Raw genomic sequence first — 24,366 nt, 5'->3', positions numbered from 1 at the left:
CTGCGGCAATCCCTGTACATGCCAGCACTTGTCGCAACACGGTTCAACCCGGATCTGCGCGTCGTCTACAAGCGGCTTGTAAACGCAGGTAAGCCCGCAAAAATTGCTATCACGGCTGTAATGCGGAAGCTCGTAATTTTGGCCAACACCCTCGTTGCGTCTGGCCGCATATGGGAGCTGCGGCCGATGAAATGACGTAGGAGCAGACCTTCACCGCACCTTGCACCGAGGGCCACAGTGCGGGACGAAGCGGCCGTTCGGTGCTAAGGCGGTGTTTTCACCTTCATATGGAGCAAGGATGAAACTCAGACTTTTGATCGATACATCTGTGTGGCTGGATCTCACGAAGGATCCACGCCATATGCCTTTGCTCGACGCTCTTTCCGCGATGATAGAGGCCGGTGAAGTTGAATTGATCCTGCCGCAGATCATCCCAGAGGAATTTGCCCGAAACCGCGACCGGCGCGGTTTCATCGGGATGTGATCGGCTGGAATGGAGCTCACCGAGATGCCTACGCGGCAACGGGATGTGCTCCCGCCCACCTTTCGGCGGGCGGGAGCCTGTATGCCCTGAGGATGCCGTGGCACGCCGAGGGGCCTGCGGCTGTCAGTTGCCCAGATCGAGCACCATGCGGCCTTCGATCTGGCCTTTGCGCATGCGGTCGAAGACGGTGTTGATATCTTCAAGCGGGGCTTTGGTGATGGTGGCCTTGACCTTGCCTGCGGCGGCGAAGTCGAGCGATTCCTGCAAATCGAGCCGGCTGCCGACGATAGAGCCACGCACGGTGACACCATTGAGCACCATGCCGAAGATATTGAGCGGGAAGTCCCCCGGAGGAAGGCCGTTGAGGGACACCGTGCCGCCACGCCCGACCATGCCGACCGCCTGCTCGAAAGCCTTTTCGCTTACGGCCGTGACCAGAACGCCATTGACGCCACCGTCGGTTTCTTTGCGGACAAAGGCTGCGGGATCGGCAATCTCGCGCGCATTGACGGTCAGTTTGGCACCCAACCGGCGTGCGAGATCAAGTTTGGCCTCATCGATATCTACGGCCACGACGTTGAGCCCCATCGCCACCGCATATTGCACGGCCATATGGCCCAAGCCACCGATGCCGGAAATGGCAACGGTGTCGCCGGGTTTGGTGTCGGTCATTTTCAGGCCTTTGTAGACCGTAACACCCGCGCAAAGGATGGGCGCGATCTCGGCAAAATCGCTGCCTGCGGGCAGGTGGCCCACATAATTGGGGTCTGCGACAACGTAATCGGCAAAGCCGCCATTGACCGAGTAGCCGGTGTTCTGCTGGCTTTCGCACAGCGTTTCCCATCCGCCCAAGCAATGCCTGCAGCACCCACAGGCGGTGTAAAGCCATGGCACACCGACGCGGTCACCTTCTTTGACGTTCTTCACGCCTTTGCCGACTGCCGAGACATAGCCTACACCCTCGTGGCCGGGGATGAAGGGCGGTTCGGGTTTGACGGGCCAGTCGCCTTCGGCCGCGTGCAAATCCGTGTGGCAGACGCCAGAGGCGCGGATCGCGACTTGGATCATTCCGTCAGAGACCTGCGGAATTGGGACTTCATCAATGCTCAGGGGTGCACCGAGTTTACGAACGACAGCGGCTTTCATAGTCTTCGACAAAATAGTTCCTCCTCTATGCCCAGTTCCTCGACCCGACGGAAGAAGGATTGCCAAGGCTTGCGCTCCTGTCATCCCTGCCATGTGTTATTGTGCTGGCCTACTGTTCCGAATGTGAGACATTCTTCGCTACTTTCAATGACCTCACGGGCGCGTGATCGATTGCCATTGCGCCTAGACGGATGCGACGCAGCGCGCAACCAGAAGGCTCATATACGCAAAGCGCAACGCAGCGCACGTTCGGGCTACTGCGTCTTGATCCGTCCTTTTCAATACTCCTCGCTACGAAATGCCTCCTATGTGCCTTGCGCCGCCGGTTAGGGTCAGGCGAAAAGGGCTCTATAGGGTCATTTGATGCACCACGCACGAACGGCTGCTTTCGCCGACCGACAGGCTGTTTCTGATGCTTGACGAACAACGGATACTCCAGGCTGCGGCCGGCGGGTGCCGGCCTTCGCCCCGAGACTGGACCCCTGCCCTATTGTGCAGACCTGCCGCAGCGGTTGCGTGCCTGGGTGGAGGACGGCATCGCGGCGCCCGCTTTTGAGAAGTGCAGACAGACAAGGACACGGGATATGCAGCCACGTTCTGTTCCGGCCGCATGTTAGGGGAGCGTTAATCGCTTCGGTTTACTTCAAAGATGATGGGGGGACCGGGACGATGCAGCATCACGAATAGGTTGAAAGCATCAAGGCGACAGGTGGCGTTGCCAACGCTGAAGAAGACATCGAGGCGGCAATCACCAGTGCTGTAAACTTCATCTGGGCCTTGTTGGAGACGCGCAACACCCGCATCCACGGCTTTGTTTATTCCGGTATCCCCACATCGCCGCTTACATGGTGTCCTGCGCCCTGCACGAGGACTCCGACATTTGGCAGTTGCACAAGCAGAGCGGCGATCACCGCGAGATTTTCCGCAAGGAGGCGGAGAAGAATACCGGCATCCTTCAGGCACTTTTTAGCGAGGCGGCCCAGATTGCGCCCAGGGCGCTGCACTTTCACATCGCCAGTTCCGGAGTGGAGTGGGCCAATAGTCGGCTCACGGGTCCAGACCGGCCCTTTCGGTGATGATCGCCTTGCGGGCGGTAGCGTGCCGGATTGCCGCTGGAGTGTTGAACAAGGGACCAGTTCTGCCAACCTGCCCCGAGCCATTTTGCCTGCAGCAGATGGCAGTGCGAACAAACAAAGGATAACTTTGCAAGACTTCGGGAACAACGGCATGTTGCCGCGGTTGAACAAGGTTTTTTGGTATAACATTGTAAATAAATGATATTTTACGGATTGTCTGCCTGGACAATCCCCGTCATCCCTGATGAATGACGCCGGTCACCCTGGGGTGACGGCCCCGCCTTTGTGCGCAACTCCTGGTGGGGCCAATTCTTTCATGAGTGCTTCGTGCGGGTCGCCTTCCGGGGTATGGCTGCCGAGTGAAGGCGATGCTGTCATCGTTTCAGGAGACCCTTGCCGTTGGCATGGCGGTGAGGGTTCTCTTGTTCACCTGGGGCCTGAGAACTTGCCGAGGCGCTGATGACGCATTGCCATCTGGGCGATCCTGCCTACTGGCAGGCGGCCGGTTCCTGCATTGCCTTTGCCGAAGGCACCGCAACCCCGAACAGGTCGGGGCCGACTTCATTTAGGCTTTGACGTCAGCCGGAGTGTTCGTCCGCAAAAAACAGCAGCTCACGTCCCGGCGTCGGAGGTGGTCTCGCTGCGGGACGGGTCATTGCAAAGACGAAGGGCCAGACGGGCTTCGAGCAGGACCTCGTCAAGGTCACCTGCCTCCGCCAGCTTCTCGGTCTGCCGAAGATAGCCAACCACCTTGCGGATCACGTCATCTGCCATCTTCCATTTCTTCCTTTTCCGCTGTCAGGTCGGGCACGACAAACCTTACCCAACACGAGCAGGCAATGACTGGAAATCTGCAATGATCGTCTCGGCCATCGTCATGGCTGCCCGTGATGCTGCCGCCGACATTGAATACGCATCGACCGAAGAAAATCTCACGGCCGAGCGGGCCAGTGCCCTCAAGGCGCTGTCCGATAACTTCTATGCCACCGCCTTTCAGGCAGAGGACAATGACCCGGAAGCGGTCAGGTTCTTGTGCGACATGCTGGGCCTGAAGAAGTTGCTGGCCTTGTATGATGCGGAATGCAGCCAAGCAGGACAGCAGCCTCGCTCATAAGATCTGTTCCTGATCCTGTTCACCTGCTGCATCCCTTGTGTCGTTCGGCCCAGGGCAGTTGCCCTGGCCGCCCGCCCGCTACACCACCCGGATCAGCGAGCTGCCGGTCATGCAGGTCCAAGGTTGTCACGAGACCCGGCACGTTCGGGCTTGAACAGTTTTCTGCTGAATGCGCGCACAGCCGTCCGTGCGGCCTCATGATCACTCGAACCGGACGTCCAGCGGTTCAGAACCCCAAGCATCATCTTGGTGATAACGCCGAAGAGATAGGTATGGCTCATGGCCCGCAGCATGATCAGGTCTTCGTCCTGATCGAGATAGCCTTCCTCCTGGGCACGCTGCAGGATCTTCAGGACAAGATCATGGACCGATAGCTCATACTGCAGAAGGCGAGGATGCGCTTCGAACACGGCGCGAGGCATTTCCTCGATAAGCCGGAACTCCTGGGGGTAGAGGCGAGCCCAATCGATATACGCAAAGGCGATCCTCTCCAGCTGATCGACCGGCGATGAGCATCCAGACATCTGTTGGGTGATCGTGTGCAGCAACCGTTGCAAGGCCACATCCGCCATGACCACAAGAAGATGGTTCCGGTCGAAAATAACCGTCTTCAGCATCTCCTTCTTGACCCCGAGCGCCTTGGCAATGACTTTCAAGCGCGGCAGCTCGCCCGTCTCGGAGACGATGCGGCTGGCTTCGGCAATGGCAGCCGACAGCAGATGTTGTCCGGGCTGAAGGGTGACACTCATGACGTTCAACTGGTGATTGAGATTTATGGCTATTGGTTTCGCATAAAGCATTGTCGGCAACATCGAAAGCAATGAAAATATTATCCATCACTTTGGATCAAGCAGCCAGGCCAGTTGTTGCTAAATCCAGGGACTGGTCCTGTCACCCTGGCCTGCCCGCCCCGAGGCTGGACCCCTGCTCCTCCTTTGCGGCTTTTCCCGCGCCGCCTGTCTCGTCCCGAGCGAGCCCACGCAGGGGCGCAATAGTCGGCTCACGGGTCCAGTCTCTTCCCTTCTGGCGGGACCGCTGACGCACTTATCCACAATTTCCGGGGATCATACCGGGGATAACACTTGGGAAGACGTGGCGGGAGCCCGGTTGTCCAGCCCCTTGCCGGAACGACCTTGGGAGTGCAGGCGCGGGGCCGGAGCAGGCCGGCGCGAGACCCCAAGGATCGAGCAAAGGCCTGTGGTCAACCGAGCGGGCAGTTGGGTGATGCGGTCAAACCTTCCCACCAGGCGGCTCGCTTCCCTTCGCTCTTTTGATGGCGCGTCCCGTTCGCCGCCATGCCAAGCCCGCCGTCGACAGGGGCGGCAGGCTGGAAAGCTCTGGCCGAAGAAGATGCGGAGATCCCCGCGCGATGCGCGGCGATCGCGGGGCTAGGGGGTTCGGACAAGCCGAACGCCCCTGGCTTTCCTGGGACACGCGCGAAGGGCGCGTGTCCGTCTATGGGAACCGCCGGTTCCCCAGTACGGCGACGGACGCCCACACGGCCGCTCGTCGGTGCAGCGTCGAGGAAGTGCTTTGTGAACGCATGGTCATCTGCCTTTTCCGTGCGTTGGCAGGCGCGATCTTACCATGGTCGACAAGCACGCTGGCATCACAAGCCCTTTCCAGGGTGGATAGGCTCCAAAGCACATCGGCTGGATCGCTAAAGCGCGGAGGAGCGGGGATCGACGTAGAAGATATGATCGTCGATGAGCCGCACACGCACCATGTCCGGTGCCCAATTGGGCGTAACGGCCGTGGTGTGATAATGATCCGCACCCTTCAGTTCCGGGATCGGCCCCTCGATGAGAGCACGGGCGGCGAACCGCACCGCCTTTTCCCAGGCTGCCAGGTCGTCGATCTGCGGGTAATCGTAGCGCGAGGTCAGGAAGCTGAACTGCGTGGGGACCATGGTCTCGCAGGCCGTGTCGCCCCAGCGACGGGGCAGCGCCGCACGCTGGACGATCACCGAGGCGACAGCCCGCTGGCCGAAGTCGTCCTGATCGCGGGCCTCGTGGTAGATGGCGACGGCAATGCAGGACAGATCACTCGCATTGCGCAACGATGCCGGCGGCAGGGGAACGGGGGCGCCGTTCAGGATCTGCAGGGCCGTGGCGGGACGCGGATGCGGGCGCGCCGTCTTGACCATGGCCGGGCGCGGCAGGGGAGCGGCGGCGCTCTCGAGTGCCAGCTGTGACGGCATGGGTGCCGCATCCTTGAAGCGGTTTTTCGAAAGGGTCGGCTGTGGATCCCGGATGGCGCCGAGAGCGGGAGGGGGCGTCAGTGAGGATCGTTGCACCTGGACGCGCGGCACCGGCTGCCGGAACTGGCTCTCGTCCACGGGAGCGAAGACCAGGCTGCTTGAGTTCCAGGCAGCGACAAGAGCAATGGCCGTGACGAGGACCTCTCGGATCATCGGGACACTCCTTCGATCCTGTCAGAAACGGCGCCGAGGGTAAGAGCGTTCCAAGGTTGGTCGCGATGGGCAGATCAATGCCGATCCTACCTTGGCAGACCTTGCGCCAGGATCAGACGTTCTATGCACCTGCAACTTGCGCCCCCTGACGGCGCAAGTTGCGCAATCGAGCCAAGTACAACACCATTTTTCTGCTTCGGTTTGGCAAACGCCACAACTCAGCTTGGGTGAATTCTGGCGGCCCTTTTGAGATGTCTGGACATCTGCCCGGTCAGGCTCCCCTACCCGCTCCCTTTCGTCAGCAAGGTAATGGTATTCATCGGTATAGCCGCTAATACGCAGCTCTTTGCGGCTTACTATAACGACCTTCCCGAGGAATGCGGCAAGGTCTGTAGCGAGCCGAATAAAGAAGGCAGCGCGAGAAAAATAGGGTAGTTGGGAGCGCTGCAGACAGTCCGAGGCGCTAAGAAGCGCTGCATCCCTCGCAAGGCGTGATTATGGAAAATCTGCCATACAAGCGAATTCAAACGAACGTTTTCTTGTGCCTTTGTTTTGTGTATGAACGCTCTACTAGCAGTGCATCCCGGAGCCCATCCATGCCCCTGATGGGCTATGCCTGCGTCGCGATCGGGGAGCGGACCCCCCTGCCCCAATTAGAGGCCTAGAGTCAGCAGGCTGCGCCGAGTTCCACGAGGAGCAAGTCTCGGGCGGAAACCGTGCGCGGCCGGTACTGGTGCGACTGCTTGAACAGATCGGCAATGGCAATACGCTGGTAGTGGTGCGCACCGACCTCCTTGCGCGGTGGCTGTCGCGTCTGCACGAAATAATCAAGCAACTGCGACGCGCAGGGGCTTTCTTCCGATTGCTACAGGACCCGATCGATACCTCATCTCCGTAGGGGCAAGTTCATCCTGTAGGTTCTAGGTGCCGCTGCCGCGTTCGAGCGCGTCCCGATCTGGGAATGGACCAAGGCTGGTCTCTCCAGCGTGTACCAAAGGTCGCGTTGGCGGAAACTCGTGCCTGCGCGCCTGTGACCCAGCTGCGTTGCGCAAGATGCGGCTGGCACTATAGGACGGCTACATGGACCGATTGAATGAGACGGCACAGGACTGGGTGTCGCAGGTGCGCCGTCTATGGCTCGATATGGCTTAGGAAGACGTGCTGCGCATCGTCAACGATCCTCTCCGCGAAGCGCGGCGCTCGACCGTAAAGCTGTCACTTGCGCGCAATGAACGTCTATGTTTCGCAACGGCTTTCTGCTCGCCGAGGTGCTGGCCCGCGCCGGGCACCGCGAAACGGACAACCGCCCGCCGCCATCGTCGCGGCCATTGACGGCGCAAACCCCGAGATCACGCTTTAGGCCATCTGTACACGGTTGGAGGCGATGCAGGTGCGCGCACCCCGCGGTCGGACAAGCTCGCAATCGCCTTCCGTGAAGTTGCTGCTGTAGTGGGCCGAGAGACTGGGGTTGCTCGATTGAGGTCTGGCCAGGCGAAGAGAAGCTCGACCTGCAGCCTCTACTATCCCTACCCTAATGGCACGTTAGACACATAATCTGAAAAAACCTTGCACGAATCTGAACAGTCAGGCAATAGTCTCGAAAGATAACGCGCGGTCACATAAAAATCGCGCCCACGGATCGATCAGGTTATGACCGAGACAGACAAAGACCTAGACGTCGCAATCGGCCACTACGCCGAGCTTCTCGCGTCGAATCTGCACGCACAGCGCGCAGCACACTTTCCGCCTGACGCGAAGAAGGTGATGCGCAGCCTGACAAGCGGTGAGGCGGCCGAGCTCCTCGGTGTTGATCATACATACCTTCGCAAACTTCATCGCGAAGGCAAGATCACGGATGTCGAGACGACAGCCGGTAGCCACCGACGCTATACCCTTGACGATGTTTGGGAAATCAGACAGAGCCTTGAGGCCAATGCCAAGAAGCCGGGCACCTATGTTCCTGGTCGTCGCAACGGCGACGAGTTGCAGGTCATTTCCGTGGTGAACTTCAAAGGGGGCAGCGGCAAGACTACGACATCGGCCCACCTTGCACAGAGACTTGCATTTAAGGGCTACCGGGTGCTGGCTATCGACTTGGATCCGCAGGCGTCGCTGTCCGCGCTGCATGGGATTCAGCCTGAACTGGACCTTATGGAAGGTGGCACGCTCTACGATGCGGTCCGCTATGACGATCCTGTCTTGGTGTCCGAGGTCATCAGGAGGACCTACATCCGTGGGCTAGACCTTATCCCGGGCAACCTTGAACTCATGGAGTTCGAGCATGAGACACCGGCAGCGATCCAGAGTGGCGGAGCGCGCGCCTTCTTCGCGAGAGTACGTGACGCCCTCGACAGTGTCGAAAGCAACTACGATGTCGTCGTGATCGACTGCCCTCCGCAACTAGGCTTCCTGACCATGTCAGCCCTCTCCGCGTCGTCGGGGGTCCTGGTTACGGTGCACCCGCAGATGCTAGACCTCATGTCCATGTCGCAGTTCCTGCGCATGACGGCGGACCTGCTTGGTGTAATCCGGGACGCGGGTGCCAACCTGCGATTTGATTGGCTGCGTTTCCTGCCGACCCGCTATAAGGTGGGCGATGCCCCGCAAACCGAGGTCATCGCGTTCATCCGCAGTCTCTTCGGGCGTTCGGTGCTGACCAACCACATGGTCGAGTCGACGGCCATCTCGGATGCCGGACTAACCAAGCAGACCTTGTATGAGGCAGACAAGAAGGACTTCACGCGCCAGACCTTCGATCGTGCCATTGACTCCATGAATGCCGTCAACGACGAAATCGCTGCGATCATCCAAAGCACATGGGGACGCAATGGCAAGAAAGCCTAAACTGGGACTGCCCTTGCAGACCTTGCGCAACGCCCCCGATGCGCTTGAGGGACGCAGGCTACGGGGTGGCGTGTTCGAGATAGAGCCTGACCAAGTCGAAACTTCGGGCAGGCTGGATGATCGTCTTCAAATCGAGATCGCTGGACTGAAGGCATCAATCTCCAGAAGTGGTCAACGGGTTCCAATTTTAGTGCGACCCCTCGAAGGGGATCGCTACAGTCTCATCTACGGTCGACGTCGGCTTGAGGCTTGCCGAAATCTTGGGATCAAGGTCCGTGCAATCGTCACCGAAATGGACGGGGATCAGGCGCTCAGAGATCAGCTTCTCGAGAACCAAGAACGGCAAGACCTGAGCTTCATCGAACGCGCCTTGGTCGCTGCCGCATTGCTGAATGGCGATCACCTGGGAGAGACGGAACGCACCAACAAGGGTGTCGCGGAGGTTCTAGGACTCACCGAAGCCGGTGTCTCGCAGCTATTAAGCGTTGTCCGCGCAGTTGGTGAGGATCTCGTCCTAGCGATCGGAGCTGCTCCTGGTATCGGCCGGCCTCGGTGGGAAGAACTCAAGAAGGCATTGGGCGATGGGTCTGTGGATCGAGAGCGCCTTGTGGCATTGGCGACAAAGGCCAAGTCCTCTCATGGTGGCGGGCCTGACGAGAAGTCTGATGCCGCATTTTTGGAGGTCCTGAGAACTGCGGCTCGGGCAGAGCGGCCCGTCCGACCACCGAATTCCCGGCGCGAGCCCAATGTAGTCATTCCTGGTGTGGGTGCTGCAACAGTAACAACGGGGCTTCGCGGCCGACAGCTCAAGCTCGAGTTGAAGGCTGAGAACGATGATTTTGTCAGCTGGCTGAAGGGCCACGCCCCCCAGCTCATCGCCGAGCTTCACGAGCGCTGGAAGCGCGAGGAAGACTGAAGAAGAGCAACAACTAAAGAGGAGGCACGTGATAGGCAGAAAAGAAAAAGGCCCCGAGAAGCAAGCTTCACGAGACCTTTCTTAGGTTTCGAACAGGACCAGCCCGCTACAAAACTCAGTTTTCGCACCTCTGAATGTAGCGATCTGACCCCATTCCGCAAGCGCAAAGCGATTCGCGGGCCAAAGAAATTTTGCCTTCGTGAACTAAAATCATGGAGTACACACCAATCTCGCCGTTTATGCGGCCGATCTCGCGCGCCCATCTGCGCGTGGTCGAGCAACCAGAGGCATCTGTTCCGGTCAGACCCGTCAACAAGTGGGAGCTCTTGCGCGATCTGTCAAAGGCGCAAGTGACCTTTGGAATCACAGAACGTGATCTGACCGTCCTTCAAGGTCTTCTCAGCTTCTTCCCGGACGATACGCTTGGCGGGAATGTCGAAATGGTAGTTTTTCCCTCCAACAAGGCGATCTGCGAGCGCCTGAACGGAATGCCGTCCTCAACAATGCGTCGCCACCTTGGCCGGCTAGTCGAAGCTGGACTGCTCCAGCGGCGCGACAGCCCCAACGGGAAGCGCTACGTCCGCAAGCACGGCGAAGAGTGTGTCGCCTTTGGCTTCGATCTCTCCCCGCTCTACTGCCTGGCAGAAGAAGTTGCGCGCGCCGCAGAGGCCGTGCGTGAGGCTGAGGACCGCGTCAGGCGCATGAGAGAGGTGGTAAGCCTCATGCGCCGCGATCTCGCCGCCCTGGCGGAGTTCGGTGAAGAGATTCAGCCGGGGCTTGAACTCTGGAATCAGCTTCGCGATACTGCCGTTCTTACAACTCGCGCACTCCGCCGCAAGCTTTCGCTTGAGGACCTCTCGGTCCATCGTGCTGACCTCGAAGCTCTTCTTGACCATGCGCGGAACTTCATCGATGGCCCTGATACAGAAGAAATGAACACCAATGCTGCTCGATTTGAGCGCCACCATCTGAATTCAAATAAAGAATCTATTGACCTTGAACCTGCCTTAGAAGAAGGCGGGGCGTCTGGTGTTGCACCTGATGCAGATACGACTAATTTTAGTGCTGATGTGGCTGAACGGGATACCAGGCAGGTTCCAAAGCTCCCGCTCCATTTGGTGATTGCGGCATGCCCGTCGCTCAAGACCTTCTACCAAGGCGATATCCGGCACTGGCACCAGCTTTTCCAAGCTGCCTGCCATGTGCGGCCTGCTATGGGAATCAGTACTTCCGCTTGGGACGAGGCGCTGCGGTTCATGGGGCCCGAGCAGGCGTCGATTGTCGTCGCCGCCATACTTGAACGCTTTGCTGATATCCGATCTCCTGGCGGCTATCTCCGTGCGCTGACATCTAAGGCGGCAGCCGGCGGGTTCTCTTGTGGGCCGATGATTATGGCGCTGATGTCTCGGCGAAGTGCGGCATAACAGCTGTTAAGTTCAAGATCACTCGAGTTGGAAGCGCTTAACAGCTGTAAAGTCATGCGTCGGCAGGTCACCGGACCAAGAGAGGGAAAGAACTGACGGTTAAGGGATGACGGTATGTGAGATCAGGAGAGTAAATCTTGGCGCCGTTGTGGAGAAGATCTGATGACAAAAGTAATTCAGAATGCGTCCCCGTCCCTTTCACAGGACACTCCTTTCGACAAACTCGTGCTGACTCAGTCCAATATCTGCCCATCAGAGCGGACATTTCGGTCGAGGAACTGGCCAAAGACATCGCACGTCGCGGGCTCCTGCAGAGCCTGGATGCCCGACTCGTGCTCGATGACAATGGGGTCGAGACCGGCCACAAAAAAACTCTCGGCTGAAGACCGGCGGTTTAAGGTACTGTCGCTACCCGTAAAGCAGAAGCGGCTAGCAAAGACCACGCCGATCCTCAGCATCATGCGAGATGCCGCATCCGGAAACCTGTCGTAGGACGACTTGCTGGCCGAGAACATGCAGCGCGTTGTCCTACACTCGCTCGACCACTCCCGCGTTTTGCAATCCCGCATCAGAAAAGTCAGGGCGAGGAAGCAATCGCGTCAGCTTCCTTCCTAGCGCCGCAGATCGTCAAGCCGCGCCTCGAATTCGCCGCTGCGGTCCCTGCCCTGCTCGAGGTCTATCACGAAGATAGCATGACACTAGAACACCTGCTGGCCTTCTCAGTAAATTCGGATCATGCCCGCCGGGCACAGATTTGAGATGCGGTGAGGAACTCCTAGAGCAAGGAGCCCTACACCGGCCAGCGGACGCTGACTCAAGCCTCGGTCCGGCTGTCCAACGGCCGCGCGGTTTTCGTTAGCGTCAATGCCTATGAGGCTGTACGTGGTGTCGTGTTGCACAATCTCCTGGCGAAGACAGTGGCTGGCTTAAGGACCCTGCCCTGCTTGACCGGCTAGTGGCAGAAAAACGGTAGGCCAAGCCGAAGCGACGGTTGCCAAAGGCTGGAGGGGGACTGAGGTGGCAACCTACTTGTTTCACGCTACAGCCATGATCTGTGGCCTCTAGCCACTAATCCAGTGCCGATGGACGATCAGGAAGGCGCTGCCCGTGCGGTGATGCTCGCCAAGTTACGTGCTTTGGAAAAGGGATGTTCCAGTTTGGACGAATACCCCAAGGAGGTCGATGCCCAGTTCGGTCTACTCTGATGTTGATGGAGACACCCGAGCAACGGGCCTTGATCTTCGACTTGGCCGAGGTCGTGTCCGTGTGTTGTCGTGATATCGGATGAGAATAGACCCTTGCGATCGTACGCGCCTGTGTCCAGCCCGCGAATGAACTGCACGAGGAGGCCACAGAGCAGCATCTCGATAGCACGGAAGCCATGGGGCAGGGGACAGGTGTTGGGGGTTGCGACTGGCAGCCTACGGCGATCTCTGTGGGCGGCACTGTCTTCACCTCAAGTGGTTAGCCGATTGGTGCTGACCTGTCCGAGATGAGATAAGGCCGTGCTGAAGCCGCTGCCGAGCGGCTAGTTGTTTGATCCCATGGTTTGATGGTGCGATCCTTTCTTGGGAATGGAAGGATGCCCTATGGGACAAGTTCGTCAAGGAAGCGCCACGACCACGCACGCCATCCGAGCTGCAATACAACGATCGCACGCTTCGCTCGCGACGCTGAGCCGAGAGCTGGGCATCAATCCGAAGACGGTGGCGAAGTGGCGCAAGCGGGCGACGGTCGAAGACCTGAAGACCGGGCCAAAGGAGCCGTGCTCCACAACAATGAGCGCGGAGGAAGAAGCGATGGTCGTGGCGTTCAGGCGCCACACGCTGCTGCCGCTGGACGACTGCCTCTACGCACTACAACCCTCGATACCACACCTGACGCGCTCGGCCTTGCATCGCTGCCTGCAGCGGCATGGAATATCGCGCCTGCCTGACGTGGATGGCGACAAGCCGAAACGGCAGCGCTTCAAACGCTATCCGATAGGCTTTTTTCATATCGACATCGCGGAGGTGCAGACCGCCGAAGGCAAGCTGTATCTCTTTGTGGCGATTGACAGAACCAGCAAGTTCGCCTTCGTCCGCCTTGTCCATAAGGCTGGCAAGATGGCTGCAGCCCAGTTCCTGCGCGACCTGATTGCCGCAGTTCCCTACCGGCTCCATAAGGTGCTGACCGACAATGGCATACAGTTCGCAAACCGGAGCTGCGACACGACCGCCTTCGAACACATCTTTGGCCGCGTGTGCCGCGAGCATGGGATCGAGCACAGGCTGACGAAGGTAAGGCATCCCTGGACCAACGGCCAAGTCGAGCGGATGAACCGCACGATCAAGGAGGCAACCGTCAAACGCTTCCATTACGACAATCACGATCAGCTGCGAACGCACCTCGACGACTTCATTGCAGCCTATAACTTCGCCCGCCGGCTCAAGACGCTCAATGGCCTCACGCCCTACGAATACATCTGCAAGGTCTGGACTTCAGAGCCAGACAGATTCATCGTCAATCCGATCCACCAGATGCCGGGACTGAACAGCTAGTCACGGAACTAACTGCCCAGCGGATGTAGCTGCGAGCTTTTTGAACTTCGCCTAGCTGATACTGATCCGCTCACGCAATGCCTTCGCTAAATCGCAGGACGTGTGGAATACGGCCAGTATCGTCACCGTCTCTGCACTCACCTCGTAGACGATCAGATAGGGCAGACCGGAAACGCTGAGTTCGCGTGTTTCGGGATGGCGACCAGGGCGCCCGAGGGCAGGGAACTGAGACAGTTTCCGCGCTGCCTCCACGATCCCGCGATAAACCCCCTCTGCAGCAGTAGGATTATCCAGGGCGATGTAGTCCACGATCCCCTCAAGGTCGCGTGCCGCTGGTGCAGCAATGACCAGGTTCTTCAACGCGACCAGCCGTGTTTCGCCGCAATCCCATCGAAGACCTCATCGGCAGGCATGACCCTGCCTTCGCGCGCCGCCGTGATCCCGGCTGCGATGCGCTCCATCTGCCAGGCATTGGCTTCCAAATACTGCTCAATCGCTTGATTGACGATGTAGTTGCGGGAACGATCCATCGCGCTTGCCAAGGCGTCGATCTCTGAAACCTTGGCCGTGCGGATGGTAATCGGCTCGGATACAGAGCGCTGTGGCATTATGTGCTCCTTTGTAGTCACCTGTAATCATAATCGATGCTGCAGCTAATGCAAGCATCTAGCGCATCGGATTGGTTGCATTCACTATATCAGGTCAGTCTTAGCCTCGCTCATGCCACGTCCTGGCCTCATGCCTGAGGAGGTATCAAAAGATATGACAATGAAGTAAGCGCGACATGAGCGTGCTCTGCAGCAGTGAACGCTTTCCTCCCTCTCTACACCTGCCACGCGGCGCTGCCGTCAGGCGTCTCTCTGCCCTTCGCGACTTCAGGTCGTTTTGCCCGGCGCGCGGCATTTCTCACCGAAAATCCCGCCCCTTTACCTTGATCGTATCGAGATGCAGATCGCGCACATACATGTCGCGAGGCCGTGGTCCATCGTTCGTCGGGCGGTGCGGACCCGGAGCAGGGCTACCGGGATGGAACCCATCGCCGCGACCGTGGGGCAGGGGAAAGGCGGTGTCGCCCCTGCCGACGCTTGCCAACTCATGCGACAGGTCGATCAGCCGACGGACAACGAAATGCACCACCTCCCCCTCGCGCTGGATGCGTCCCTGCACGCCGATCATGCCCGCGCCAAGCACAATGCGGCGACATGCTTCAAAGGTCTTCGGCCAGACCACCAGGTTGGCGACGCCGGTCTCGTCTTCGATGGTGATGAACATCACCCCCTTGGCCGATCCCGGCCGCTGCCGCACCAGGACCAGGCCCGCGGTCGCACACCAGCGGCGATCCCGGCTGGCCATGACCTCGGCGCAAGGAATAACGCGCCGTGCCTTCAGCGTCTCGCGCAGGAACGAGACGGGATGTCGGCGCAAACTGAGGCCGGTATGACTGTAGTCCTCCACCACCTCCCGTCCGAGCGTCATCGGTCGGAGCGCAACAGCGGGTTCTCCGCCTTCGGTTCTGGTCTCGTCGATTCGCTGTTCCTCCGCCGTGGCATCCGCTCCAGCGTCCTCCTCCTGCCGCTGTGATGCCTTCCGGGCGGTCGCAAAAAGCGGCAGATCCTCGGGCTCGATCCCCCTGATAGCCCAAAGTGCCTCCCTGCGGGCGAGCCCGAGCGAGGGCCGGAACCCGTCCGCCTCGGCGATGCGGCTCAGGCTGGCAATCGGCACCTGGACCCGGCGCCAGAGATCGTCGACCGAGGCAAAAGGCTGATCGGCTCGTGCGGCGACAATGGCGGCGGCATGGGCGTTGGCCAGCCCCTTGACCATCCGGAGCCCGAGGCGGACGGCAAAGCGGCTACCCTCGTCCTCGGGCTTTCCCGTGGGCTCCAACGTGCAGTCCCAGCGGGAGGCGTTGACGCAGACCGGCCGGATCTCGACGCCGTGTGCCTCGGCGTCGCGGACGATCTGCGCCGGTGCGTAGAAGCCCATGGGTTGGCTGTTCAGGAGCGCCGCGCAAAAGGCATCCGGGTGATGACATTTGAGCCAAGCGGAGGCATAGGCCACAAGCGCAAAGCTGGCGGCATGGCTTTCGGGAAAGCCGTAGGAGCCGAAGCCCTCCAGTTGGCGGAAAGTGCGCTCGGCGAAGTCGGTTGCGTAACCGCGCTTGACCATGCCGGTAACGAGCTTCTCCTTGAAGGCACTGACCCCGCCGGTGAACTTGAAGGTGGCCATGTTTTTCCTGAGCATGTCGGCCTCGCCCGGGGTAAAGCCGGCGCATTCGATGGCGACCCGCATGGCCTGCTCCTGAAAGAGCGGCACGCCCAGGGTCTTGCCCAGTACCTTCTCGAGTTCGGGAGTGGGATACTCCACCGGCTCCAGTCCTTCCCGCCTGCGCAGATAGGGATGGACCATGTCGCCCTGGATGGGTCCGGGGCGCACGATCGCCACCTGCACCACCAGGTCGTAGTAGGTGCGCGGCTTTATCCTGGGCAGCATGGCCATCTGCGCGCGTGACTCGATCTGGAAGGTGCCCAAGGTATCGGCCTTCCTGATCATCGCATAGGTGCGCGGATCCTCGGGCGGGATGGTGGCGAGGTCATGGCAGATGCCCTTGTGCTCCTCGATCAACGCCAGTCCCTTTGCCATGCAGGTCAGCATGCCCAAGGCCAAGACGTCCACCTTCATGAAGCGGAGTGCATCAATGTCGTCCTTGTCCCATTCGATGATCTGCCGGTCCTCCATGGCCGCAGGCTCGATCGGCACCAGGTCGTCCAGGCGGTCCTGGGTCAGGACGAACCCGCCCGGATGCTGCGACAGGTGCCGGGGAAAGCCCATGAGCTGCCGGGCCAGTTCCAGCGTCAGCCGCAGCCGCCGGTCAGACGGGTCGAGGTTCAGCTCGCGGATCTGCGCTTCACTCACCCCTTCTTCGGACCAGGCCCAGATCTGGCCCGAAAGGGTCTGAATCAGGTCCTCGGGCAGGCCCATGGCCTTGCCGACATCCCGAAGCGCGCCCTTGGCGCGGTAGCGGATCACCGTGGCGCAGAGCGCGGCCCGGTCGCGGTCGTAAGTCTGGTAAACCCACTGGATCACCTCCTCGCGGCGCTCGTGCTCGAAGTCGACATCGATGTCGGGCGGCTCGTGGCGTTCCTCGGACACGAAGCGCTCGAAGAGGAGATCATTGCGGCCCGGATCGATGGCGGTGATGCCCAGCACATAGCAGACGGCGGAGTTCGCGGCCGAGCCACGGCCCTGGCAGAGAATGCCGCGGGAGCGGGCGAAGCGGACGATGCTGTGGACGGTCAGGAAATAGGGGGCGTAGGAGAGCTTGGTGATCAGGCGCAGCTCATGGGCCAGGGACGCCTTCACCTCCTCGGGCACGCCTTCGGGGTAGCGCTCCGCCGCGCCCTCCCAGGTCAGCCGCTCCAGCGTCTCCTGCGGGGTGAGGGTCGGATCGTCCCGCTCCTCGGGATACTGGTAACGCAGCTCATTGAGCGAGAAGCGGCAGCGGGCCACGATCTCCCCCGTCCGCGCCAGAGCCTCCGGGTAGCGGGAGAACAGACGGTGCATCTCGGCGGGCGGCTTCAGATACCGGTCGGCATGGCGCTCGCGGCGAAAGCCCAGGGCTTCGACAGTCACATTGTGCCGGATGGCGGTGACCACATCCTGCAGAATGCGCCGGGACGGCTCGTGATAAAGCACGTCATTGGTGATGACAGTCGGCACCCGCAGCTGCGCAGCCAGGGTCGACAGCTCATGCAGCCGCAGCTGGTCGTTGGGGCGGCGGCGCAGGGTGAGAGCCAGATAGGCGCGATCACCGAAGACATCGCGCAGCCGGCGCAGGCGCAGGGCGCAGGTGTCATCGGCCAAGTCCGGCACCAGCACCACGATCAGGCCCTCGGCGTGCTCGGCGACATCCGCCCAGTCGAGATGACACTTGCCCTTGCCGGCGCGGGATTTGCCGAGGGTCAGCAAGCGGCAGAGACGGCCATAGGCGGCGCGATCCATCGGATAGACCAGCACCGCCATGCCGCAGGCGAGGTCCAAGCGGCAGCCCACCACCAGCCGCACGCCCGTGGCCTTCGCAGCCTCCCAGGCTCGGACGACGCCCGCAAGCGTGTTGCGGTCGGTCACGGCCAGGGCCTCGATGCCCATCATCGCCGCTGTGGCAAACAGCTCCTCGGCCGAGGAAGCCCCGCGCAGGAAGGAGAAGGGCGAGGTGACCTGCAACTCGGCATAGCGGGGACCGCTCATCCGAACACCCCGTGCAGGAACCAGCGATGGCTGCCGGTCTCGGCATGCTCGCCGTCCCCGGCGCGGAATACCCAGTAGCGTTCGCCCGCCTCGTCCTCGATGCGGAAGTAGTCCCGCACTGCGATCATCTCAGCATCGCGCTTCCACCACTCGCCAAAGACCCGCTCGGGTCCATCGGCGCGGGCCACCTTGTGGCGGATGTTCCGCCAGATGATCCAGGCAGGGGGATGATCGGGCAGAAGCGCCAGTGTCTCGATCGGCTCGGGCCGGGGCAGCAGGCGGGTGGGCCGCGGCCAGTGATCGGGCCAGCCGGCGCCGACCGGCTCGGAAAGAGCCGCGATGCGGGTGACGGAGCGTTCCGGCACGTCGCTCGGCACCGGCGCCATGCGATAGACACCCCGCGCGCCGACGCGGTTGGCCAGCACATCGACGAGGCCGGAGAGATCGGGGGCAGGGACCTCCAAAAGCGAGCTGGCCATCTGCCGCGCGTCCAGCGGCTCCACCATCACCGCAGTCAGCGACAGGATCTCGATGCCGAAACCGGGCGAGATGGTCTCGATCTTCTCGCAGAGAAGCCGGGTCAGCCGCTGGGGGTCGCGCTGCGGGCGGGCGAGACCCACGCGGACGGTTTGGACATGGGCATCGACCCGCCAGCAGAGGAGATCGAGCCTGCGGGCCCCGATGCCGCGCTCCTCCAGGGCCGCGCAGAGCTGGACCACCAGCTTGCCGATATAGCGGGCGATGGTCTCGGCGGCAGCAATGGGTTCGGCAAAGGAGCGCCGCACCTCGACAAGCTCCGACGGGCGCAGCGGCTCGATCGGCTCGGAGGCATGGCCAAGCGCTTGATCCAGCCTGCGGCAGAGGTCAGAGCCGAAGCGCCGGGTTAGGGGCGCGCGGGGTTGATGCAAGAGATCACCGATGCAGACAAATCCCAGGGTGCGGAGGCTGGCGAGCGTGGCAGGCGGCAACCGCAGGGCTGCAAGGGGCAGGGGTGACAGCAGCGCCTCGGCGGTGCCCACCTCTGCCAAATGCATTGGGTCAGCCACATACCGGGCCAGCGCATGGGCGGCACCCCAGGTGTCGGCAATGGCGGCTCGTGCTGTGACGCCCGACATGACCAGCCGACCGATCAGGGTCTCCAGGAGGGCGTCCTCGCCGCCATGCAGGTGCTCGGCGCCGGTGGAGTCGATCACCAGTCCATCTGGCGGATCGACCGCCACGACGGGCGAGACCCGCTGCAGCACCCAGAGCGCCAGCCGTTCCAGGGAGGCGGCATCAGCATCCGGATCATGGGGCAGCACCCGCAGCCCTGGGACCATCGCCTGCGCCTTGCTCACCGGCATGCCAGCGGAGATGCCCAAGTCCTGCGCCCGCGCACAAGCTGCCGTCACCAGCCGCCGGTTGCCGATCCGGCCCGCCAGGACGAGCGGCGCCTCGGGCGAGGGTGCCGCGTCAGGCGCCTGCCGCTTGAGCCGGTCGATCGGCCAGAGCGGCAGGTAGACCGGGCTCTGTTGCACAAATCGGCTGATGGCCGGGGTTCCCCTTTCCCCGGACAGACTTATCCCACGGGCTCTGTGACAGGGATGCCGAGCGCGGTGTAGCCGTTCAGAACGGCGATACGGACCTGAAGCTCCGCGACCTGTCGGTCGAAGTCCCGCGCCATGAGGCGCTGCCCCAGCAGTTTCACACAGTGCATCTTCGTTTCGACGCGGCTTCGGCGGTGGTATCCGCTCCATCGTCGCCAGAGAGCACGACCGAGGTATTTCGATGCCCGCAGCGCTTCGTTTCGTGCGATCGCGCCGGCGGTGACGGTCTTCCACGGCTTGGCATTCTTGCGAGGCGGAATGACAGCGCGGGCGCCGCGGTCAGCGATTGCATCGTGGCATTTGCGGGTGTCGTAGGCACCGTCGGCAGTGACGCTGCTGATCTGCTCGTACGCTGGGATCTGGTTGAGCAGGTCGGGTAAGACCGGTGCATCGCCGATATGGCTCCCTGTGACCTCGACTGCGCGAACCTCCAGTGTTTCCTCGTCGATCCCGAGATGGATCTTGCGCCAGACGCGCCGTTTGGGTCCACCATGCTTGCGGGCGTGCCACTCGCCTTCGCCCTCGACTTTGATACCCGTGCTGTCGATCAGCAGGTGCAGCGGCCCCTTGGAGCCGCGATACGGGATGTTCACGGCCAGGGTCTTCTGGCGGCGGGACAGGGTGCTGAAGTCGGGCACCGCCCAGTCGAGGCCGACCAGCCGCAGTAGGCTTTCGACGAAGCCTGTCGTCTGCCGGAGCGCCATGCCGAACAGCACCTTCATCGAAAGGCATGTCTGGATGGCGGCATCGCTGTAGGTCTGCTGGCGGCCACGCCTACCTGTCGGCGCGGCATCCCAGCTCATCTCGGGATCGAACCAGATCGTCAGCGAGCCGCGGCGCTTGAGCGCTTCATTGTAGGCTGGCCAGTTCCTGGTCCTGTAGGTCGGGGGTGTAGGTCTGCTCATGTATCCCAGCTACCACGCTGGATTCATGAGATGAATCCCACACGGGATTTGTGCAACAGAGCCCCACCGCGCTACTCGATCGCCTCACCCACCGCTGTCACATCCTGGAGACCGGAAACGACAGCTTCCGCTTCAAGGCAAGCTCAGCCGCAGCCGCCAGGAAAACGAAGGAGGCCAGCCATGCCTTGACCCAAGCCTGACCCACGAAACATAACTCGAAGGTGGGTCAGTTCTCGATGGAAAACCCGGGTCAGTTCCGGGTGAAAATCAACAAACACCCGCTGCCCGGCGGGAAGCACCCTGTTGAACAAGGAAGTCAATGCCATGCCGATCAGTCTTGCCGCCGCTGCACAGACCTACCGCGAAGCCGCGCGCGATGCGGTGCGCCGCCATTCGACCTTCCACCTGGTACAGGCGGCGCTGCTGGTCGTCGCGGGGATCGTCGCCATCGTCTTCCCGGCCTTTTCTTCGGCTGCTGCCGTCGTGGTGTTCGGCTGGCTGCTGATCGCCAGCGGCATCATTCAGGCCATCGGCCTGATCAGCGCACGCCATGCGCCGAACTTCTGGCTGCAGATCATCTCGGCCATACTTGGTGTGTTGCTGGGCATTCTGCTCTTGCGCAACATCGCGCAGGGGATGCTGCTGCTGTCGCTTCTGCTGATCATCTTCTTCATGATCGAGGGGATGTCGAAGGTTGTCTTCGCATTGACGATCCGTCCCTTGCCCAACTGGCTTTGGGTTTTTGCCAGCGGGGTGCTCTCGGTCGTGCTGTCGCTTGTGCTTTTTGCCGCGATGCCGGTCACTGCGCTGTGGCTGATCGGGCTGATGCTGGGGCTCGACCTCATCGCCATTGGCGCGGCCCTTGGTGCGATGGCGTGGAGGCTTCGCGGGCAAGCGGTGCCCGCCGCCTGATCCCCTAGGGCGCCCGGCTTCGGGCGCCATTTTCTTGCAATGAATTGACTGAAAGGCGCCGAAATGGCCAGCAACCCGAAATCGCAGACGCGAAAAACCCTTCCCATCGACCTCGCCTTGCAGGGGGGCGGTTCGCATGGGGCGTTTACATGGGGCGTTCTGGACCGCATCCTCGAGGAAGACTGGTTCGAGATCGATGGCATTTCCGGCACCTCGGCCGGCGCCATGAACGCGGCAATCCTGGCGGCCGGCATGGCCACCGGCGGGCGGCAGACCGCGCGTGAGATGCTGACCGCCTTCTGGCGCCGGACGGCCGATGCCGCGCGCTTCAGCCCGTTCAAGCGCGGGCCGCTGGAGGTCCTGACGGGCAAATGGACGCTGGACAACTCGCCCGCCTTCATCGCCATGGATCTGATGGCGCGGCTGATCTCGCCCTATTCGCTGGGTGGGGCGGCAGGGAACCCGCTGCGCGACATCCTGACAGACCTGATCGATTTCGACGCGCTGGCGACCGGGCCGGTCAAGCTGTTCATCACGGCAACCAATGTGCACACCGGGCAAGGCAGGGTGTTCCGCAAGCATGAGGTGACGGCCGATGTGCTGCTCGCCTCGGCCTGCCTGCCATCGATGTTCCAGGCCATCGAGATCGACGGCGTGCCCTATTGGGACGGCGGCTATGCGGGCAACCCGACGATGACGCCGCTCGTGCGTGAATGTGAAAGCCTCGATACCGTTCTGGTGCAGATCAACCCGGTCGAGCGGCGCGAGACGCCGCGCACCGCGCGCGAGATCGCAAGCCGCCTGAACGAGATCTCTTTCAACGCCCAGCTACTGAAAGAGTTGCGGATGATGGCGCTGCTGCGCCGTGTCATCGACCCCGGCAATGGCGAGGCGCGGTACTGGAAAGAGATGCGCCTGCATCGCATCACCTCGGACATCATGGTGGACCTTGGACATTCCTCGAAGCTGAATGCCGAATGGGACTTCCTGAAGATGCTCTTCGACGAAGGGCGCCGCGCCGCCGAGGATTTCGGCCGCACCCATATTCAGGACATCGGGGTGCGTTCGACCTTCGATATCGACGCGCTGGCGGACGAGCTCTGACATGCTGGGTCTGCTGGGTATTCTGTTGGGCCTTGCCCTGATCATGGTGCTTGCGTTCCGCAGTTGGACAATCCTGCTGCTGGCGCCTTTGGCTGCTGCGGTGGCGGCGCTTTTTTCCGGTCAGCCGATGCTGGCGCACTGGACGCAGACCTTCATGCCTGCGGCGGCGGGGTTTGTGGCGCAGTTCTTTCCGCTTTTCCTGCTGGGCGCATTGTTCGGCAAGCTGATGGACGACAGCGGATCGGTTTCAGCGATCGCCGATTACATGACGCGCCGGCTCGGCCCCTCGCGGGCGATCCTTGCCGTGGTGGCTGCGGGCGCGATGGTCACCTATGGCGGTGTCAGCCTGTTTGTGGCGTTCTTCGTTCTGGCGCCAATGGGGCAGGCGCTGTTCAAGGCGGGAAGCGTGCCGCGCAGGCTGCTTCCGGCGGCACTCGCGCTTGGAACCTCGACCTTCACCATGTCGGCCATGCCGGGAACGCCTGCGATCCAGAACGCGATTCCGATGCCGTTCTTTGGTACCACCCCCTTTGCCGCACCTGGGCTTGGCATCATAGCCAGCATCATCATGGCGGCCATCGGCCTGGGCTGGCTTTCCTTCCGCGAACGTCAGGCCAAGGCGCGGGGCGAGGGTTATGGCGCGGCCGAAAAAGGCTCCGCCGTCTCGCGCGAGCTGGCCAGCACCGCACGCGAGTTTGACCCTGCCGAGATCAGCCGCGCCGGATCCTGGGGCGGGCGGCCACCGATCGGCCTGGCCATTCTGCCGCTGGTTCTGGTTGTCGTGGTCAACCTGATCCTGACGCAGTTCGTGCTGCCCAGCATGGATTTCGATTTCCTCTCGCAGCCCGCATGGGGCGAAACCACCCTGTCGGCTGTCGGCGGGGTCTGGTCGGTGGCGCTTGCGCTTCTGGTCGCCTGCATCGTGCTGGTTGCCATGAACCGGCGCCGCTTTCGCAATCTGCGCGAAAGCATCGACTCGGGCGCGACGGCCGCAGTACTTCCGATCATGAGCGTGGCAAGCCTTGTGGGGTTCGGCGCGGTCGTGGCGGCCCTGCCTGCGTTCGAGATGGTGCGGGACTGGGTTCTGGGCATCGGAGGCGGGCCGCTCGTGTCACTGGCGGTAGCGACGAACATCCTTGCCGCGTTGACCGGATCGGCTTCGGGCGGGATGACCATTGCGCTGCAGGCCCTTGGCCCCACCTTCATGCAGATCGCGTCAGACACAGGGCTGGACCCTGCGCTGATGCACCGGGTGGCCGTGATCGCCTCGGGTACGCTGGACAGCTTGCCGCATAATGGCGCGGTGGTCACGATGCTTGCGGTCTGTGGCTGCACGCATCGCGAAAGCTATCTGGACATCGTCATGGCCGCCATTGTCAGCGCGCTTGTTGCCCTTGTGGCCGTGATCGTGCTTGGCACAGCCTTCGGTTCCTTCTAACCCGATAGGGACAGAGCTTCGGGATCGTCATGACACAGCCCACGCCGACCGCCGCACCACCCGCCCTTTTGAACATCACGCTGGGCGTCATGCTGGCGCTGATGCTGGGGTGGTTCTTCCACATCGCCTCGGGCGTTCTGGTGGGCTCTGTTGCACAAATCGCGTGAGGGATTCATCTCGTGAATCCAGCGTGGTAGCTTGACTGCATGAGCAGACCGA

The 24,366-nt window shown here is 61.5% G+C and carries 21 protein-coding genes and 3 pseudogenes; 14 read left to right on the top strand and 10 right to left on the bottom strand.

The genetic code is table 11. The features are described 5' to 3' along the window. Both ACFOM8_RS19715 and ACFOM8_RS19710 read left to right on the top strand, forming a co-directional pair. Positions 1-195, top strand: a pseudogene (locus ACFOM8_RS19715) (IS110 family transposase); the annotation flags it as partial. A 103-nt stretch (positions 196-298) separates the two neighbouring features. Then, positions 299-484 carry a PIN domain-containing protein gene (locus tag ACFOM8_RS19710; protein WP_038148853.1) on the top strand — a complete coding sequence of 62 codons (186 nt, stop codon included), beginning with the start codon at positions 299-301 and terminating at the stop codon, positions 482-484. 123 nt (positions 485-607) lie between these two features. On the opposite strand, the gene adhP is transcribed toward ACFOM8_RS19710, so the two are convergent. Further along, positions 608-1,630 carry an alcohol dehydrogenase AdhP gene (adhP, locus tag ACFOM8_RS19705; RefSeq protein ID WP_377763982.1) on the bottom strand — a complete coding sequence of 341 codons (1,023 nt, stop codon included), beginning with the start codon at positions 1,628-1,630 and terminating at the stop codon, positions 608-610. Between the two features lie 1,688 nt (positions 1,631-3,318). Further along, positions 3,319-3,480 (bottom strand): hypothetical protein, encoded by a 162-nt coding sequence (locus ACFOM8_RS19700; RefSeq protein WP_377763980.1) that lies wholly within the window; start codon positions 3,478-3,480, stop codon positions 3,319-3,321. 82 nt (positions 3,481-3,562) lie between these two features. Here ACFOM8_RS19700 and ACFOM8_RS19695 point away from each other — a divergent pair, with 82 nt between their 5' ends. Then, positions 3,563-3,820, top strand: a complete 258-nt coding sequence (locus ACFOM8_RS19695; RefSeq protein WP_377763978.1) for a hypothetical protein — start codon at positions 3,563-3,565, stop codon at positions 3,818-3,820. Positions 3,821-3,927: 107 nt separating this feature from the next. On the opposite strand, the gene ACFOM8_RS19690 is transcribed toward ACFOM8_RS19695, so the two are convergent. Together ACFOM8_RS19690 and ACFOM8_RS19685 are read right to left on the bottom strand one after the other, a co-directional pair. Beyond that, positions 3,928-4,569, bottom strand: coding sequence for a hypothetical protein (locus tag ACFOM8_RS19690; RefSeq protein ID WP_377763976.1), 642 nt, complete (start codon positions 4,567-4,569; stop codon positions 3,928-3,930). Positions 4,570-5,480: 911 nt separating this feature from the next. Then, on the bottom strand, positions 5,481-6,233 hold the full coding sequence (locus ACFOM8_RS19685; protein WP_377763975.1) for a cell wall hydrolase: 753 nt from the start codon (positions 6,231-6,233) through the stop codon (positions 5,481-5,483). Positions 6,234-6,829: 596 nt separating this feature from the next. Here ACFOM8_RS19685 and ACFOM8_RS19680 point away from each other — a divergent pair. The 4 genes and pseudogenes from ACFOM8_RS19680 to repC all read left to right on the top strand — a co-directional run bounded on the left by ACFOM8_RS19680 (position 6,830) and on the right by repC (position 11,417). Next, positions 6,830-7,683 (top strand): annotated as a pseudogene (locus tag ACFOM8_RS19680) (recombinase family protein). Positions 7,684-7,883: 200 nt separating this feature from the next. Next, complete coding sequence (repA, locus tag ACFOM8_RS19675) at positions 7,884-9,077, top strand: plasmid partitioning protein RepA (RefSeq protein ID WP_265501974.1); 1,194 nt, start codon at positions 7,884-7,886, stop codon at positions 9,075-9,077. 13 nt (positions 9,078-9,090) lie between these two features. After that, positions 9,091-9,993: a ParB/RepB/Spo0J family partition protein gene (locus tag ACFOM8_RS19670; protein ID WP_377763974.1), complete on the top strand. Its 903-nt coding sequence runs from the start codon at positions 9,091-9,093 to the stop codon at positions 9,991-9,993. Positions 9,994-10,205: 212 nt separating this feature from the next. Continuing rightward, complete coding sequence (gene repC, locus ACFOM8_RS19665) at positions 10,206-11,417, top strand: plasmid replication protein RepC (RefSeq protein WP_377763972.1); 1,212 nt, start codon at positions 10,206-10,208, stop codon at positions 11,415-11,417. A 233-nt stretch (positions 11,418-11,650) separates the two neighbouring features. Here the strand turns inward: repC and ACFOM8_RS19660 are convergent, their stop codons facing one another. Continuing rightward, on the bottom strand, positions 11,651-11,878 hold the full coding sequence (locus ACFOM8_RS19660; protein WP_377763971.1) for a hypothetical protein: 228 nt from the start codon (positions 11,876-11,878) through the stop codon (positions 11,651-11,653). A 621-nt stretch (positions 11,879-12,499) separates the two neighbouring features. Here ACFOM8_RS19660 and ACFOM8_RS19655 point away from each other — a divergent pair. Together ACFOM8_RS19655 and ACFOM8_RS19650 are read left to right on the top strand one after the other, a co-directional pair. After that, entirely contained in the window at positions 12,500-12,622 is a 123-nt protein-coding gene (locus tag ACFOM8_RS19655) for a hypothetical protein (RefSeq protein WP_377763969.1), read from the top strand. Between the two features lie 384 nt (positions 12,623-13,006). Then, positions 13,007-13,957 carry an IS481 family transposase gene (locus ACFOM8_RS19650; protein WP_377763968.1) on the top strand — a complete coding sequence of 317 codons (951 nt, stop codon included), beginning with the start codon at positions 13,007-13,009 and terminating at the stop codon, positions 13,955-13,957. 51 nt (positions 13,958-14,008) lie between these two features. Here ACFOM8_RS19650 and ACFOM8_RS19645 read toward each other — a convergent pair whose 3' ends face one another. The 5 genes from ACFOM8_RS19645 to ACFOM8_RS19625 all read right to left on the bottom strand — a co-directional run bounded on the left by ACFOM8_RS19645 (position 14,009) and on the right by ACFOM8_RS19625 (position 20,693). Next, positions 14,009-14,317, bottom strand: a complete 309-nt coding sequence (locus tag ACFOM8_RS19645; RefSeq protein ID WP_377763967.1) for a type II toxin-antitoxin system RelE/ParE family toxin — start codon at positions 14,315-14,317, stop codon at positions 14,009-14,011. Further along, positions 14,314-14,565 (bottom strand): CopG family ribbon-helix-helix protein, encoded by a 252-nt coding sequence (locus ACFOM8_RS19640; protein ID WP_265501969.1) that lies wholly within the window; start codon positions 14,563-14,565, stop codon positions 14,314-14,316. The genes ACFOM8_RS19645 and ACFOM8_RS19640 overlap by 4 nt, the downstream gene beginning before the upstream one ends. A 298-nt stretch (positions 14,566-14,863) precedes the next feature. After that, positions 14,864-18,202 (bottom strand): error-prone DNA polymerase, encoded by a 3,339-nt coding sequence (locus ACFOM8_RS19635; RefSeq protein ID WP_377763965.1) that lies wholly within the window; start codon positions 18,200-18,202, stop codon positions 14,864-14,866. Continuing rightward, positions 18,199-19,719, bottom strand: a complete 1,521-nt coding sequence (locus ACFOM8_RS19630; RefSeq protein ID WP_377763963.1) for a Y-family DNA polymerase — start codon at positions 19,717-19,719, stop codon at positions 18,199-18,201. Before ACFOM8_RS19630 ends, ACFOM8_RS19635 begins: the two co-directional genes overlap by 4 nt. A 41-nt stretch (positions 19,720-19,760) precedes the next feature. Continuing rightward, positions 19,761-20,693 carry an IS5-like element ISPko1 family transposase gene (locus tag ACFOM8_RS19625; RefSeq protein ID WP_076534770.1) on the bottom strand — a complete coding sequence of 311 codons (933 nt, stop codon included), beginning with the start codon at positions 20,691-20,693 and terminating at the stop codon, positions 19,761-19,763. 65 nt (positions 20,694-20,758) lie between these two features. Between ACFOM8_RS19625 and ACFOM8_RS19620 the strand changes: the two are divergent. The 5 genes and pseudogenes from ACFOM8_RS19620 to ACFOM8_RS19600 all read left to right on the top strand — a co-directional run. Next, positions 20,759-20,893: pseudogene (locus ACFOM8_RS19620) on the top strand (ATP-binding protein); the annotation flags it as partial. Between the two features lie 103 nt (positions 20,894-20,996). Next, on the top strand, positions 20,997-21,605 hold the full coding sequence (locus ACFOM8_RS19615) for an HdeD family acid-resistance protein (RefSeq protein ID WP_198143212.1): 609 nt from the start codon (positions 20,997-20,999) through the stop codon (positions 21,603-21,605). A 63-nt stretch (positions 21,606-21,668) separates the two neighbouring features. After that, positions 21,669-22,709 carry a patatin-like phospholipase family protein gene (locus ACFOM8_RS19610; protein ID WP_035715050.1) on the top strand — a complete coding sequence of 347 codons (1,041 nt, stop codon included), beginning with the start codon at positions 21,669-21,671 and terminating at the stop codon, positions 22,707-22,709. A 1-nt stretch (position 22,710) separates the two neighbouring features. Continuing rightward, complete coding sequence (locus ACFOM8_RS19605; protein ID WP_084684278.1) at positions 22,711-24,147, top strand: GntP family permease; 1,437 nt, start codon at positions 22,711-22,713, stop codon at positions 24,145-24,147. A gap of 29 nt (positions 24,148-24,176) precedes the next feature. Further along, on the top strand, positions 24,177-24,314 hold the full coding sequence (locus ACFOM8_RS19600) for a hypothetical protein (RefSeq protein WP_306610103.1): 138 nt from the start codon (positions 24,177-24,179) through the stop codon (positions 24,312-24,314). Positions 24,315-24,366 lie beyond the last annotated feature (52 nt).

Origin of the sequence: Paracoccus angustae (assembly GCF_042648745.1) — a bacterium.
In the GTDB taxonomy this organism is placed as follows: domain Bacteria; phylum Pseudomonadota; class Alphaproteobacteria; order Rhodobacterales; family Rhodobacteraceae; genus Paracoccus; species Paracoccus angustae.
This window is presented reverse-complemented; position numbering and strand designations above follow the sequence as displayed.